The organism is Paenibacillus sp. CMM36 (assembly GCF_053570945.1).
Genome location: NZ_JBSEDY010000001.1, coordinates 302,187 through 317,587 on the forward strand (window position 1 = coordinate 302,187; position 15,401 = coordinate 317,587).

Sequence of the window (15,401 nt, forward strand, 5' to 3'; positions counted from 1 at the left end):
ATAGCCACATGGAAATTCACGTAAAACATCAGCCAAATAGCACTCTATCTGCCCATGAAAACCGCGCGCGTATGCTTGTATCTTGTCCAGATGGACCAGGTATTGTAGCGGCCGTGTCCCGTTTTTTGTACGAGCATGGGGCCAATATCGTTCAATCTGACCAATATACAATGGACCCGTCGGGCGGTATGTTTTTTATGCGGATTGAATTTGATCTGCCGAATTTGAGTGCAACCCAGCCACAGTTGGAGCAGGATTTTGCCGCTGTTGCTGAGCAATTCCGTATGGAGTGGACGATTTCTGCGGTTAGCCGCAAGAAAAAACTGGCTATTTTCGTTTCCAAAGAAGATCACTGTTTGGTAGAACTGCTGTGGCAATGGCAGGCAGGAGATCTGGACGCGGATATTTCATTGGTGGTTAGTAATCATCCGGATATGAAGGAGTATGTGGAATCGTTTGGTATCCCATATCACCATATTCCGGTAACCGCCGATACCAAGCCGGAGGCGGAGCGTCGCCAACTAGAGGTTATTGGCGAAGAGATAGACGTTATCATTTTGGCCCGTTACATGCAGATTATATCTCCCAAGTTTATTGAGCATTATCGCAACCGAATTATCAATATCCATCATTCCTTTCTGCCTGCATTCGTGGGTGGGAAGCCATATGCCCAAGCCTATAATCGCGGTGTGAAAATTATTGGTGCTACTGCGCATTATGTAACTGAAGAATTGGACGGCGGCCCGATCATTGAGCAGGACGTGCAGCGTGTAAGCCACGGAGATGATGTAAATGAGCTAAAACGGATCGGTCGCACCATAGAGCGGGTCGTTTTGGCAAGAGCCGTGAAGTGGCATGCAGAGGATCGTATTCTGGTTCATGAGAACAAAACAGTCGTTTTTAACTAATCTTAAAATTTTAGGAAAAATTTGTGAATCTATATTTTTTGTTAAACAAAGCCCATCGCATAACGGGCTTTGTTTTTTTATATAAGGATTTTGCAAAATCCTCATGTGAATTATTAGCCTTATAGCCGGTCAGTACATAATATTTTTGTGATTTTATATTTTTTTAAATGAGGTTAATACATTACGGGTATATTTATATGAGGACACGGTACTACATTTCCCACAATCATCTTTATAAACGATCTGGCAAACTTTCACGGCAAATGGTACAATACTTAAGAATGTATAAGTCATATTGAAACATTCAAGCAGATTCACTCACTTCAACAGATATCGTTTTTGTATCAGGCGGTGATGTTGGGGAGTATGACCGAATGCAATTGACATACTTTTTACAATATGAGGAGGCTAACCATGACTGACCAGAACCAAGCGATTCAAAAGGATGAAAACTCCACGATCGACAATTTGTCCATCACAACTATTCGTACGTTGGCAATTGATGCCATCGAGAAAGCAAACTCGGGACATCCTGGTATGCCGATGGGCTCCGCGCCAATGGGATACCAACTTTTTGCTAAAACGATGAATCATAATCCCGATCAACCTACATGGGTTAACCGTGACCGTTTTGTATTGTCTGCAGGACACGGTTCCATGTTGCTATACAGCCTTCTGCACCTGAGCGGCTATGATCTTCCTATGGAAGAACTGAAACAATTCCGTCAATGGGGCAGCCTTACACCGGGCCACCCTGAGTTTGGCCACACTGCTGGTGTAGATGCTACAACCGGTCCTCTGGGACAAGGTCTAGCAATGTCCGTAGGTATGGCAATGGCTGAAGCTCAACTGGGCGCAACCTATAATAAGGACGAATTTAAAGTTGTAGATCACTTCACATATGCAATTTGCGGCGATGGCGATCTGATGGAAGGTATTTCCCACGAGGCTGCTTCGCTGGCTGGTCGCTTACAACTGGGCAAACTGATCGTATTGTTTGATTCCAATGATATTACACTGGACGGCAAGCTTAATCTGTCCTCTTCCGAGAGTGTTGCCAAACGCTTTGAAGCTTACAACTGGCAAGTACTGCGCGTAGAAGATGGTAACGACCTTCCAGCCATCCAAAAAGCCATTGAAGAAGCGCAAGGCGACTCGACACGTCCTACGTTGATTGAAGTGAAGACAGTCATCGGCTACGGAAGCCCGAACAAACAAGGTAAAGGCGGACACGGCGGTACTCATGGTTCCCCACTGGGATCAGAAGAAGCCAAGCTGACTAAAGAATTCTACAAATGGGTATACGAAGAGGACTTCCACGTACCACAAGAGGTTCGCGAGCATTTTGCTAAAGTAAAAGAGCGCGGTATCGCAGCGAACAAAGCATGGGATGAACAGTTCGCCAAATACAAAGCTGCTCACCCTGATTTGGCAGCTCAGTTCGAAACAGCTGTAAACGGCGATCTCCCAGAAGGATGGGATCGTGACCTTCCGAAGTACACGACTGAAGACAAAGCCGTTTCGACTCGTGTAGCTTCTGGTAATGCTTTGAACGGATTGGCTCCAAACGTACCTTTCCTGACAGGCGGTTCTGCCGATCTGGAGAGCTCCACAATGACACATTTGAACAACCTGACGAACTTTACGCCAGAAGACTACGCCGGCCGTAACATCTATTTCGGTATCCGCGAATTTGGTATGGCTGCTGCGATGAACGGTATGGCGTTGCACCAAGGTGTAAAAGTATTCGGCGGTACATTCTTCGTATTTACAGACTATCTGCGTCCAGCCGTTCGTCTGGCAGCTCTGATGGGATTGCCTGTAACCTACGTTCTGACTCACGACAGTATTGCTGTAGGTGAAGATGGTCCGACTCATGAGCCGATCGAGCAATTGGCTTCCCTGCGTATTATCCCGAACTTGACAGTAATTCGTCCAGCGGACGGTAATGAAACTTCTGCTGCTTGGGCTTACACGCTGGAAAACAAGAAAAACCCGGTTGCTCTGGTATTAACTCGTCAAAACCTGCCAATCCTGGCTGCTAGTGCTGAGCATGCACGCGAAGGTATCAAACGCGGTGCTTATGTGGTTGCAGATGCAACAGATGGCAAGCCAGTTGCTCAAATTCTAGCTACAGGCTCCGAAGTGCAATTGGCTGTTAAAGCTCAGGAAGCACTGGCAGAACAAGGTATTCAAGTACGTGTTATCAGCTTCCCAAGCTGGGATCTGTTCGAAAAACAAGACAAAGCATACAAAGATTCCGTTCTGCTGCCAGAAGTGAAAGCTCGTTTGGCTGTAGAAATGGCATATCCACTGGGCTGGGAAAAATATGTTGGCGACCAAGGCGACATTCTCGGTATCAGTACATTCGGCGCATCCGCACCTGGCGATCGCGTGATTAAGGAATACGGCTTTACAGTAGAGAGTGTTGTTAGCCGTGTGAAAGCTTTGTTGAAATAAAACATTGGAGCATCTAAAACAGACAGTCGTAACCTGAGTAAGGCTTACGGCTGTTTGTTTCATACAGTTGATGTTTTGCGAAAAGATCACTTTGGAATTCCAGTGTATTGTATACGTGATACAGTGTGTATTTTCATACTGAAGCTGGAATCAAATCTATGTTATGATGCACCAATATTCATTCAACCATTGAGAGCAGATGAGGGGATAACGAATGACACAGTTTGATGGAGTAAGCGTAGTTAAAAAAGCAAACGTTTATTACGATGGTCAGGTTACAAGCCGTACAGTCATCCTGGGTGACGGTAGTAAGGTTACACTGGGGATTATGCTGCCAGGAACGTACGAGTTCGGCACGGATTCCCGTGAGATTATGGAGATTTTGGCAGGGGATCTGAGAGTGTTACTTCCAGGTACTGAGGAATGGCTGGAAATACAAGGGACAGCAACCTTTCACGTACCTGCAAAGTCTTCCTTCAAGCTGGAAGTACGAAGTGTAACTGATTATTGCTGTTCTTATCCCGAATAGTAAGCTAAAACGGGTAAGCACACTCAGCCTTCAAGCTAAGTGTGCTTACCCTAAAGCTATGCCATATGTACACAAGCACAGCAGTATAGTTACACAGAAAGGTACAGCTTATTCGAGAGGTTGACCACCAATGGTGCGGCCAATCCATGCTTCGTATGTCTTCACGACAGCGGATAGGTCCTCGTCGCCGTAGCCTTGCGTTTGCCCGGCTTGAAATAGGCTTTTGGCAATGGATAACATAGGTGCGGGGATGGACAGGCTGTCTGTTAGTGAGGAAGCAAGCTTCAAGTCCTTAAGCATCAAGGCAAGTGAGAACTGGTTGCTAAAATCATGCTCAATGATTTTGCGCCCTTTCAGGTCAGCGGCCTTGCTGCCTGCCGATCCGAGTTGTACCAATTCAAGGAAGCTGTCTGCCGGGATGCCGGATTTAGCCGCGATAGCAAAGCCTTCAGCCAGAGCGAGGTTATGAATACCGACCATCGTATTATGAGCGAGCTTGGCTACGGCCCCGCTTCCATTAGGTCCCATATGAAGTACCTTTTTGCCCAGGGTATCAAAAACATCTGATTGTGCCGCAATGGCTTCTGCATTACCACCAACCATGAACACGAGTGTGCCGTCTACAGCGGCAGGCTTACTGCCTGTTACGGGAGCATCAATGAAGGAACAGCCCAGCTTGTCCGCTTCGGCGGCTAGTTGTTTGACCAGCTCAGGTGAAATCGTGCTGTTGTCCATCACGGTCATGCCAGCCGTAAGGCCGGCAAACACACCGTCTTCGCCGTAATAGATGTCACGAATGGAATGATCATCACTGACCATGGTAATGACCAAGTGCTGACCTTCAGCTGCTTCACGAGGGGTTGAAGCTGTACGTGCGCCTTGCTCTTCCAGTGGCTCGCAGCGCGAAGCGGTGCGATTATAAACTGTGACTCCGAATCCCTGCTTTAGCAGATTGGATGCCATCGGGGCGCCCATGGTGCCCAGTCCGATAAATCCGATGTTTTTCATTGCTAATCACCTTTCTTGTTGGAAGTTGCCGTCCGATGCAGATGCGTGTCGGCCCTGAATTGAATATTGAAACAGGTTGATCTCAGTTAATTGTAGCATGGGCATGCTACCCTATCTACAGGAGGGGCTGTCAAGCACAGGATACATAGGTAACGCAAGCTTGTCAGGCCCAGCAAATTAAAGTATCCTATTCCTAAGTCCTTATGTTCGTATTCATGGTCTTAGTAATACCAAACAGGAGGTTCCAAACATGTCTAAAAAAGTTATTTTTGATTACACTAAAGCTCTCTCCTTTGTAGGTCAGCACGAAATTGATTATTTTGCAGAGCCTATCAAGCTGGCTCATGAGCAACTGCACAACCAAACCGGTGTAGGTTCCGATTTCTTAGGTTGGATCGACCTGCCTACCAATTATGATAAAGAAGAGTTTGCGCGCATCCAAAAGGCTGCTGCTAAAATTCAAAGCGATTCCGAAGTACTGATCGTAATCGGTATCGGCGGTTCTTACCTTGGAGCACGTGCTGCGATCGAAATGCTGTCGCATTCTTTCTACAATGCACTGCCTAAAGATCAACGCAAGGGCCCAGCTATCTATTTTGCAGGCAACAACATCAGCTCTACATATGTGAATCATCTGTTGGAACTGATTGAAGGTAAAGACTTCTCTGTGAACGTCATTTCCAAATCAGGTACGACAACAGAGCCAGCTATCGCATTCCGCGTATTCCGTGCAGCTCTGGAGAAAAAATACGGTAAAGAAGAAGCGCGCAAACGTATTTATGCAACGACCGATAAAGAACGTGGCGCTTTGAAAAAACTGGCTAACGAAGAAGGCTACGAATCTTTCATTATTCCTGATGATGTGGGTGGTCGTTACTCTGTGCTGACAGCAGTAGGCTTGTTGCCGATTGCTACTGCAGGCATTAACATCGAAGAAATGATGCAGGGGGCGGCAGACGCTTCCAAAGAATACAGCAACCCGAATGTAGCTGAGAACGAGGCTTATCAATATGCAGCCGTTCGTAACGCTTTGTACCGCAAAGGTAAAGCAATTGAAATTCTCGTAAACTATGAGCCGTCTCTTCATTTTGTATCCGAGTGGTGGAAACAGTTGTACGGAGAAAGCGAAGGCAAGGATTACAAAGGCATTTATCCTGCTTCTGTTGATTTCTCGACAGACCTGCACTCCATGGGACAATTCATTCAGGAAGGCAGCCGCAATATTTTCGAAACGGTAATCCAAGTAGAAAATGTACCTAGTCACATCACCATCGAAGCAGATGAGGATGATCTGGACGGACTGAATTTCCTGGCAGGCAAAACTGTGGATTTTGTAAATAAAAAAGCATTCCAAGGTACATTGCTGGCTCACACAGACGGACAAGTACCGAACTTGATTGTAAATATTCCTGACTTAAGCCCTTACTCTTTCGGCTATCTTGCTTATTTCTTCGAAAAAGCTTGCGGCATCAGCGGCTACCTGTTGGGTGTAAATCCGTTCGATCAACCGGGCGTAGAAGCTTACAAGAAGAACATGTTTGCGCTGCTCGGTAAACCAGGCTTCGAAAAAGAAAAAGCTGAGCTTGAAGCGAGATTGTCTGAATAAGAGTGCTGTAATCTCTGATGCGAAACAGGATTTCGGTCAGAAGTGTTATAGTGTATAGCAGCAATTAAAGTACAGGAAAGCAGTTCACCAGCTGCCAGTAGCGGGGGACTGCTTTCTTGTAAAATGAAGTAAGGAAGGTTATACGTGTATGTTGGAACAATACCGAACCGTACGCGGTGCCGGCAACAAGGAAATTGTGATCCGAAAATCCCGTTTTATCGGCCATATTCAGCCTGTTCAAACTGAGGAAGAAGCAGTTGCTTTCATAGAGCGCATCAAAAAAGAGCATTGGAACGCTACCCATAATTGTTCTGCTTACATGATTGGGGAAAGAGACGAAATCCAAAAGCAATCGGATGACGGAGAACCGAGCGGTACGGCTGGAAAGCCTATTTTGGAGGTGATCCGCAACCAGAAGCTGAAAAATGTCGCTATTGTTGTTACCCGTTACTTTGGTGGGATTTTGCTGGGAGCAGGCGGTCTGATTCGCGCGTATTCAGATGGTGCTGTTGCAGCAATCGAGGCAGGGGATGCAATTACGCGTGTGCTGCATCGTGAAGTTTTTGTAGAATTGGATTATACCTGGTTGGGCAAAGTGGAAAATGAATTACGCAATCGCAGCATCCGCACTGGAGAAACAATGTTTACGGATAAAGTTACCTTAACCTGTCTGCCGCTGGCTGGTGATGCGGAATCCTTTAGCAACTGGATAACAGACTTGACGCAGGGGCAATCGCTTGTGTCGGAGGGAGAGCAGCTTTACTTTATTGAAGGGGAATAAATAATATGGCTAGAAGAGCAGTAGAACAGGAGTTGTCAAGAGGGCGGATTCTGGAAGCGGCCAGGCACTTGTTTATTACCAAGGGCTACCGTGCGATTTCAATGCGCAGCATTGGCCAGCATCTGGGTTACAGTCATGGTTCGTTATACTATCATTTTAAAGAGAAGGCTGAACTGTTCTATGCCATTGTGATTGAAGATTTTAATACATTGCGTGGGATTCTACTGCAAGCAGCAACAGGCACACCTGATGATGGCTTGAGCAGACTAGAGTACTTGATGCTGGAATTTATCCGTTTTGGTTTGGAAAATCCATATCAATACGAAATTATGTTCATGATGCACGATGAAGAACTATTTGCATACTGTCGCACAGAGCAAAACCGTTGTGTCGAACTATTTGCATCCATGATCCGTCAAGAATTGAGTGGTCAGGGGCATTCGGAGGAAGATTGCTCAAGGGTACCGAAAAGTCTGTTTTTATCCATGCATGGCTTTGTATCCTTTTATATTCAGGACGGTTTAACATTTGAAGAAATTAGGCCCGCTGCTTTAGCACATGTAAAGCTGCTGTGCAGACACCTATGAGCGTACCTGCATTCACACGCTTCACCCATGAACATGTAGGGCGCTTTTCTAGGTGTATGCACTTCATGACGGTGACTTATCATTACGGTACTTTGCGAAAGCGACTAAGAATTTAACAGACGATGATGCATCCAGTAGGAAAACATCATGGTCTGTTTTTTTACCCGTTTCCGTCAGCCCTTCATAATTTTCACATGGTATTGACGTCTGCGTGGTCCGTCGAATTCACAAAAATAAAGTCCTTGCCATCGTCCGAGCAACAGCTTTCCATCATGGATGATGATCGTTTGTGAGGGGCCTGTCGTGATGGATTTTAGGTGGGACGCTGTATTTCCCTCCATATGGCGATATTGGGGATGCTCCCACGGATAGACTTCATCTAGTCTTAACATCACATCATGTTTGACATCTGGGTCTGCATTTTCATTAATGGCGATGCCGGCTGTCGTGTGTGGACAATAAACAAGTGCGGTTCCTTGTTGCACCCCGCTTTTTTCGATCAATGAAGCAACCTCTCGTGTAATATCACGAATTTCATCTCGCCGTGTAGTGGATAATTCTAAAGTATGCAACAATAACTCCATCTCCTTTCTTCCTAATACTTTACCCTTTTAATTCCTAATATAATATATAGAGTTGACGAAAATTACTTTCCTTTGATAAAGTATCACATAAGAAAAAACATAGTATATGCATTGGAATAATTAAATGATTTTAAATGAGGTACGTGCTTTGCGGTAAGCAAGGCTGCTGCTGTTCCTGAACAGGTCCAGAAGCGGAAAGGAAGTGTACGGATATGCATGTGGAAGTAAGAGGATTAAACAAGCATTTCGGTAATTTTCATGCAGTAAAGGACGTATCTTTTGATATTCAGGCGGGCCATCTTATTGGCTTACTCGGTCCAAGTGGTGGGGGGAAAACCTCCATTCTTCGCATTTTGGCGGGTCTGGAGCAACCGGATGCGGGAGAAATTCATTTTCATGGAAAAAGGGTAAACGAGCTGTCCCCGCAGGAACGTGGAATCGGATTTGTATTTCAAAACTATGCTTTGTTCAAGCACATGAGCGTCTACGACAATATTGCCTTTGGTCTGAAAGTGAAAAAAAGCTCCAAAACCCGTATCAAGGAACGGGTCACGGAGTTGGTCGAACTAACGGGGCTCAAAGGATTTGAGCATCGTTATCCGCATCAGTTGTCAGGTGGACAGCGACAGCGAGTTGCTTTTGCGCGTGCTTTGGCACCAGAGCCTCAATTGCTGCTGTTGGATGAGCCTTTTGCAGCTATTGATGCCAAGATTCGTCAGGAGCTGCGCACCTGGCTGCGAGAGTTGATTGAGCGGGTGGGCATTACTTCAATTTTTGTCACCCATGATCAGGATGAGGCGATTGAAGTAGCGGATGAAATTATGGTGATTAATCAGGGACGACTGGAGCAGAAGGGAACGCCTTGGGATATTTATAAAAAACCGGGTACCCCGTTCGTGGCTTCCTTCATTGGGGAATCTACGGTGATTGAACAGGCAGGCAGTCTCAAAGGCTTCGAAGAAGCTGCTGGAGTGGGAACACGTGCCTTGATCCGTCCGGAGTATATTGATGTCGGGCCAAGCGAGGAATTTACGCTTCTGTCGGCGACCGAGGAAGGCGTAGTGAAGCATTTGCATTTTCGTGGAAGTGAGTGGATGGTTGAAGTACAAGTTGGGGACCATCGTCTCATGACGTACCGTTCGCTGGAGAAGTCTACGCTGGAACCTGGTCAGCAGGTGCGAGTGTTGGTGCATCGAGCCTATCTATATAATGACCAGTCCAGCTGGATGGTGGAAAACCGCCTGAAGGAAGATCCCATGCCTATCATCATTTAAAAATCAGGCTTTTGCAAAATTCTCAAATATATATGATCACGCTTGGGGGATGTCTAGCCTGATTTCACGGCTTTGGGCATGCTCCTTTTGGCGTTGGACGCTGGAAGGATTTACGCAGATGATTTACGTAGAATCGGTCTGTTCGTTATAATAGTAGTAAAAAGACCCAAATAGATAGGAGTTAAACCATGAATCGGCTTATTTTTCTTGGCACGGGGGATGCAATGGGGGTTCCGCGTGTATATTGTGATTGTCTCGTATGCACAGAAGCTCGCACGACAGGGGCGAACATAAGATTGAGATCGTCTGTGCTGATCGAAAGCGAGACGGAGGACTTTATGATTGATTGTGGCCCGGACTGGCGCAGACAGCTAGAATTACGCGATCTGCGTTTTATCCCTACGATCCTTGTGACACATGCACATTTTGACCATATTGGAGGATTACCAGAATGGGCAGATGCCTGTCGCTGGACTGGGAACAGAGGTCGATTGTACGCGCCACAGGAAGTGATCGACACGATCTTGCGGCAATTTTCCTGGCTCTCTGGAAATTTGGATCTTATTCCAGTAGATCAGGGAGCCCAACTTGGCGGGTGGAATATCCGGGGATGGCGTGTGAATCACGGGAAGAACGGATATGCCTACGCTTATCGCCTGGAAAAGGACGGCTTCTCGTGGGCCTACTGTTCGGATTCGATTGGATTAAATGAGGCGGAAATTCTGCCTTTGCACAATCTGAATTTGCTCGTCCTGGGAACGAGTTTTTATCATGAGGAGGCCGAGTATGCCACCCGCTCTGTATATGACATGCTGGAGGCACAGGAGCTTATAGGAAGGCTTAAGCCCCAAAGCACAGTGTTTACACATATGTCCCATGATGTGGATGTCACACGCAATTATGGGCTTCTGGAAGGGATTAGTTTGGCACACACCGGCATGAGTTTGCCGTTAGAATAAAGGTGCATTTTACCTTTACATCGTTCGACTGATACGTAGAAGGGCGGAGATTCCTTCTTTGATTTGTAGCTCGTTGGCGTATGAATAGGACAGTCGTACATGCGTTTTACCCTCTGCGCCGATGGGATCAAATACATTGCCGGGGACAAAGGATACAGATTCTTGTACACTTTTGGCAAGTAATTCATTAGGTTTCAACGTAGAAGGCAGCTGGAGCCACAGGTTGAGTCCTCCCGCTGGGCTGGTCCATGTCCAACCGGAATCGCGGAGACTGTCTTCCATCGTTTCCTTACGAATCTGGAGCGCGATACATAGTTTTTTAATATGCTGCTGCATACGTGGAGATTGAAAGTATTCTAAAAATAGCTTTTGATTCAGCAGTGGCGATCCATTGTCCACCAACGCTTTGACGTTGAGCAGGCTGTTCATGAGCTGTGGTCGGCAGGTCACGGCTGCGATTCGTAGACCGGGTGCGACATATTTACTGTAACTTCGAATGTAGACGACGCTTCCCGAAACATCATAGGCGAAAATCGGAGAAGGAGGCTTTTGCCCAAAGCTGATGTCATAGGTGCTGTCATCCTCAACAATGAGGCAGCCGTAGCGCTCGGCTAGTTCAGGCAGTCGTTTGCGTTGCTCATCGGGGACCGTAAAGCCCGTCGGGTTGTGGAATGTCGGATTCATATAAAAGAGACGTGGTTTTTCCGTTTTCATGCACCACTCAATCTGGTCCATATCATATCCTTCTGGTCGAATATCGGTCATGGTCAGACGTGCGCCTTGTCTGCGGAATATTTCCATGGCAGGACCATAAGCAGGGCGTTCGATCAATACACGGTCTCCTGTATGGAGCAGAGATCGGGCAATTAAATCAATGGCTTGCTGTGCTCCCGAGGTAATCATCACTTCATCCGGTGATAAAGCAAAATGCTTATCCACGCTAAAATGCTGCGCCATGGCCTCCCGAAGCTCGGTATCACCCTGTACAGCGGAATAGGTGGCTGCTACTTTCGGATGCTTTTCAAAAACCTGCATCATCAGCTCTCCCCAAAATCGGTTGGGCAGGAGAGAGGGGTCAATCAGCGCTTTGGAAAACTGGAAATTCGCATTCACTGATTGAACGCGGGTAAGTCCATCCATTCCTCTCCAGGCTGAAACTGACGGATCATCTGCCGCATGGGCAGATTTGGAGTGAATCGTGAGGTCTATGGACGTATGTCTCGAGTAGCCAGCATATTTTGCATGTCCAGTCGCTTGGGAAGCATGAACGTAATATCCTGATTTGTCCCTTACATAGACCAGTCCTCGTTGCTTCAACTCCTGATATGCCCGGAAAACAGTTAGCCGATGTACACCCAGCTCCTGAGCCAAGCTTCGTACGGACGGCAGCTTCATGTCTGTTTGCCAATCCCCGCGATCGATCCGCACAGCTACATAATGGATAACCTGCTCATACAGCTTTAAGGCATGATCGGCTGGAAAAAGTAGTTCGCTGTTGTTCTTACCCATGCTATCCACGCTCCTTTGTGTGTATTGTACTATATAGCACTTCAAAAACGTATACAACTGTTCTGTAGTTATACAACTGTTCTGTTCGTCTCCCTGTATGCTTAAAAGCAACTGAAGGGAGAGGGACGTATCATGATTGGGATCGCGTTTACAGTAATGTGTCTTATTTTTGGCACAACGTTTTTGGCCATAAAAGTGGGAGTGGAAGCCGGGCTTCCGCCGTTTTTATCGGCAGGGGTACGTTTTTTCGCCGCAGGTGCGATATTATTTATTGCTATGAAGCTGACCGGAAAGGTGAAATGGTCGTTATTATGGCGTAAGGAAATGTTGCTGATTGGAGCAGGAACGACCTTCGGTACCTTTTCGGCCTTGTATTGGGCAGAGCAATATGTCAGCTCCGGGATCGGAGCTATTCTGTCAGCTACCGGGCCGATGATGATCGTCATTTTGCAATCTGTACTGCTACGGCAAAAAACGTCACGGATTACGGTCGTTGGCTGCATGATCAGCTTTCTTGGTGTGGTGCTGGTTGTGCTGCCTGGATTGGCGGTTCAGATCAGTGGTCTGTGGCTGGCGGGATGCCTTGTTATTTTGCTGGGGGAGCTGTGTTATTCAGGGGGAGCTCTTTATTCCAAGCGAGTGATGGATGTATTTCGTGAAACGAACCCGATTGCCCTGAATGCGGCGCAAATGATCCATGGGGGATGGATGCTGCTGTTACTGTCTGCGATCACGGAACCGTGGAGTTCTGAGGGGTGGCAGTACCTTCCTGCCATGGGGTCTTTACTCTATCTGATCCTGTTTGGTTCGATGATTGCACATACACTGTTCTACTGGCTCATGGAGCGTACAAATCCCCTGTTTCCGACGACGTGGCTGTATATATCACCGCCGATTGCGGTGGGCTTGGGAGCGTTGTTGTATGGAGAGCATGTAAGCTGGTGGATGCTGGTTGGGGTGCTGCTCATTGTGACCGGACTAATCCTTATGAACAATGGAATTATCCGTTTGGTGAACAGGCGTAAGTTACGTTCTGCTGCCTGATATTTTATAGCGGTCAGGTTATTATATGATCTGACAGAAAAGGCCTCCAAACTGTCGTATGTTACTGATCATGCGACAGTTTGGAGGCTTTGTTGTTGTATTACTTTATTTAAGAATTATGGGAGCAGGCACTTTTTGCTTATTCAACATTGAGTACGAATTTGTCGATGGCGTGCTTAACACCATCTTCGTTATTGCTGCGAGTGATGTAATCAGCCAGCTTCTTCAAATCAGGAATGGCATTCTCCATCGCTATGCCGAGACCAGCGCATTCAAGCATTTCATGGTCGTTCCAAGAGTCGCCGATGGCAATCGTTTCCGACAGTTCACAGCCAAAATGGTTTGCAAGGAAGGTAAGCGCGTGACCCTTGGTGCCTTCATGGTGCATAATTTCCAGAAAGTGAGGCTTGGATTTTGTAATGTGAACTTCATTGCCAAGCAGTACGCGAAGTTCAGGAATTAATTCATCCAACACTTCCGGCTCGTCGATAATCAGCAATTTAGGAGCCGGCTGCTCTATAACTTTACTGAATACAGGCTCTACAAAATATTCCGTGTTGTTCAGCTCCGTGTAATCTTTGATTTTCTGATTATCTTCACGTGTGTACAATTTGTCATCAATATACGTTTGTAGATGCAGATTGCGTTCCACGCAGAATTCATACAGACGACGTGCAGCCACGAGTGGAACATAACGCTCATACAGCACGTTTTCGTCCAGCAGGTTTTTAACCAAAGCTCCTTGATACGTAATGATCGGCACGTTCAAACCAGTCTGGCGAGCAATTTTGTGTGCAGAGGCATAAGCTCGTCCAGTAGCGAGGGTAACCACCACACCTTTCGCTACAGCAGCTTCTAATGCCTGTTGTGTCGCTGGTGTAACTTCTTTTTGGTCGTTAATGAGTGTATCATCAATATCAATGGCAATTAATTTATACATATCGGTATTCTCTCCTTTATCTCTATCATGGGGCAATGCTAAAATTGTATCTTATAATATTCAAAATGACAATATCGCAAGGAAAAGGGGACGGCTCCTATAAGAGCCTGTCCCCTTATAACCACTGAAGTATTGGTTTGAAACGATGGGAAAAAGTAACGGTTAGTCTTCCAAAAATACAAGTCCAACAAAATCGTCCAACTCAATATTACCAAAATAGTGCTTCAAATCGAGAGAGGATAAGGCTTGACGTACCTCACCTTCATCATAACGCTTGCCGCGCAGGATATTTTCAATATCAGCAACGTCACCCACACCGAAGAAATCCCCATAGATTTTAATATCACGAATGTAGCCTTCCTTAAGATCCATGCGGATATCAATAATACCGACTGGAAATTTACGTGTGTGCTTTATATTGCTCTCGGGGGATAGACCGTAGTTCCAATCCCACGATTGGTAACGTTCTTTGGATATTTCATGGATTTTGGCCCAATCGGTATCGGTGAGCTTATATTGAGGTACTTGATCCAATTCTGATCCGAATATGAAACGCAACAGTTCCTCGCGAAATTGCTCTATGGTCATCTCACGGTCCATCAGTTCGCTGATGTTAGCTACGCGACTGCGGACAGATTTAGTGCTTTTGGATTTGAATTTTTCGGGATTGGCATGCAGTGATGCAGCCACATTGTCCAGATTCAGGTTAAACATCAATGTACCGTGGCTGAACATACGTCCGCGTGTGGCAAATTGGGCGTTTCCTGAAATTTTACGTTCTCCGACCTGCAGATCGTTGCGGCCTGTCATTTCAGCTTCTACTCCCATTTGGCGCAGAGCATCAATCACAGGTTGCGTAAATTTGAGGAAATTATGAAAGGACTCCCCGTTATCCTTGGTAATAAAACTGAAATTTAAATTACCGAGGTCATGATATACAGCACCGCCGCCGGACAGGCGACGAACGACTTGAATATTGTTATCTCTGACAAACTCGGCGTTGATTTCTTCAATGGTATTTTGATGCTTGCCTATAATAATAGAAGGCTGATTAATGTAAAACAGCAAATAGCTGTCGTCCAGCGGTAGATGCTTGAGCGCGTATTCCTCAATAGCAAGATTAATGGCTGGATCGTGTATCCCTTGGTTGTCGATGAACAGCATGTCCATTCCTCCGTATATAAACTGTGTAATTTTATGTGTGCCTCCTTC

14 protein-coding genes are annotated in these 15,401 nt (G+C 46.3%); 9 read left to right on the forward strand and 5 right to left on the reverse strand.

The annotated features are described in order from the left end of the window. Positions 1-8 precede the first annotated feature (8 nt). From purU to ppnP, 3 genes are all read left to right on the forward strand, one after another. The gene (gene purU, locus ACWA2B_RS01565; RefSeq protein ID WP_029516374.1) at positions 9-908 is read left to right on the forward strand and encodes a formyltetrahydrofolate deformylase; all 900 of its coding nucleotides are present in this window, start codon (positions 9-11) and stop codon (positions 906-908) included. 414 nt (positions 909-1,322) lie between these two features. Next, positions 1,323-3,368, forward strand: coding sequence for a transketolase (gene tkt, locus ACWA2B_RS01570; protein ID WP_449291628.1), 2,046 nt, complete (start codon positions 1,323-1,325; stop codon positions 3,366-3,368). Between the two features lie 214 nt (positions 3,369-3,582). After that, entirely contained in the window at positions 3,583-3,897 is a 315-nt protein-coding gene (gene ppnP, locus ACWA2B_RS01575) for a pyrimidine/purine nucleoside phosphorylase (protein ID WP_013309288.1), read from the forward strand. Between the two features lie 108 nt (positions 3,898-4,005). Here the strand turns inward: ppnP and ACWA2B_RS01580 are convergent, their stop codons facing one another. Next, entirely contained in the window at positions 4,006-4,905 is a 900-nt protein-coding gene (locus ACWA2B_RS01580; protein WP_029516376.1) for an NAD(P)-dependent oxidoreductase, read from the reverse strand. Between the two features lie 250 nt (positions 4,906-5,155). Between ACWA2B_RS01580 and ACWA2B_RS01585 the strand changes: the two genes are divergently transcribed. The 3 genes from ACWA2B_RS01585 to ACWA2B_RS01595 all read left to right on the forward strand — a co-directional run bounded on the left by ACWA2B_RS01585 (position 5,156) and on the right by ACWA2B_RS01595 (position 7,879). Beyond that, positions 5,156-6,511 carry a glucose-6-phosphate isomerase gene (locus ACWA2B_RS01585; RefSeq protein WP_013369975.1) on the forward strand — a complete coding sequence of 452 codons (1,356 nt, stop codon included), beginning with the start codon at positions 5,156-5,158 and terminating at the stop codon, positions 6,509-6,511. Positions 6,512-6,659: 148 nt separating this feature from the next. Further along, on the forward strand, positions 6,660-7,292 hold the full coding sequence (locus ACWA2B_RS01590) for a YigZ family protein (protein WP_029516377.1): 633 nt from the start codon (positions 6,660-6,662) through the stop codon (positions 7,290-7,292). Between the two features lie 5 nt (positions 7,293-7,297). Then, positions 7,298-7,879, forward strand: coding sequence for a TetR/AcrR family transcriptional regulator (locus tag ACWA2B_RS01595; protein WP_029516378.1), 582 nt, complete (start codon positions 7,298-7,300; stop codon positions 7,877-7,879). Positions 7,880-8,052: 173 nt separating this feature from the next. Here the strand turns inward: ACWA2B_RS01595 and ACWA2B_RS01600 are convergent, their stop codons facing one another. Next, the gene (locus ACWA2B_RS01600) at positions 8,053-8,454 is read right to left on the reverse strand and encodes a secondary thiamine-phosphate synthase enzyme YjbQ (RefSeq protein ID WP_029516379.1); all 402 of its coding nucleotides are present in this window, start codon (positions 8,452-8,454) and stop codon (positions 8,053-8,055) included. 221 nt (positions 8,455-8,675) lie between these two features. Between ACWA2B_RS01600 and ACWA2B_RS01605 the strand changes: the two genes are divergently transcribed. Both ACWA2B_RS01605 and ACWA2B_RS01610 read left to right on the forward strand, forming a co-directional pair. Beyond that, positions 8,676-9,737 carry a sulfate/molybdate ABC transporter ATP-binding protein gene (locus ACWA2B_RS01605; protein ID WP_029516380.1) on the forward strand — a complete coding sequence of 354 codons (1,062 nt, stop codon included), beginning with the start codon at positions 8,676-8,678 and terminating at the stop codon, positions 9,735-9,737. Positions 9,738-9,925: 188 nt separating this feature from the next. After that, positions 9,926-10,696 carry an MBL fold metallo-hydrolase gene (locus tag ACWA2B_RS01610; protein ID WP_029516381.1) on the forward strand — a complete coding sequence of 257 codons (771 nt, stop codon included), beginning with the start codon at positions 9,926-9,928 and terminating at the stop codon, positions 10,694-10,696. A gap of 15 nt (positions 10,697-10,711) precedes the next feature. Here the strand turns inward: ACWA2B_RS01610 and ACWA2B_RS01615 are convergent, their stop codons facing one another. Further along, positions 10,712-12,205: an aminotransferase-like domain-containing protein gene (locus ACWA2B_RS01615; RefSeq protein ID WP_449291629.1), complete on the reverse strand. Its 1,494-nt coding sequence runs from the start codon at positions 12,203-12,205 to the stop codon at positions 10,712-10,714. A gap of 132 nt (positions 12,206-12,337) precedes the next feature. Between ACWA2B_RS01615 and ACWA2B_RS01620 the strand changes: the two genes are divergently transcribed. Next, positions 12,338-13,249: a DMT family transporter gene (locus tag ACWA2B_RS01620; protein ID WP_029516383.1), complete on the forward strand. Its 912-nt coding sequence runs from the start codon at positions 12,338-12,340 to the stop codon at positions 13,247-13,249. A 139-nt stretch (positions 13,250-13,388) separates the two neighbouring features. Here the strand turns inward: ACWA2B_RS01620 and ACWA2B_RS01625 are convergent, their stop codons facing one another. Then, on the reverse strand, positions 13,389-14,189 hold the full coding sequence (locus ACWA2B_RS01625) for a Cof-type HAD-IIB family hydrolase (RefSeq protein WP_029516384.1): 801 nt from the start codon (positions 14,187-14,189) through the stop codon (positions 13,389-13,391). A 162-nt stretch (positions 14,190-14,351) separates the two neighbouring features. Then, positions 14,352-15,353 (reverse strand): lipoate--protein ligase, encoded by a 1,002-nt coding sequence (locus tag ACWA2B_RS01630; protein ID WP_029516385.1) that lies wholly within the window; start codon positions 15,351-15,353, stop codon positions 14,352-14,354. Positions 15,354-15,401 lie beyond the last annotated feature (48 nt).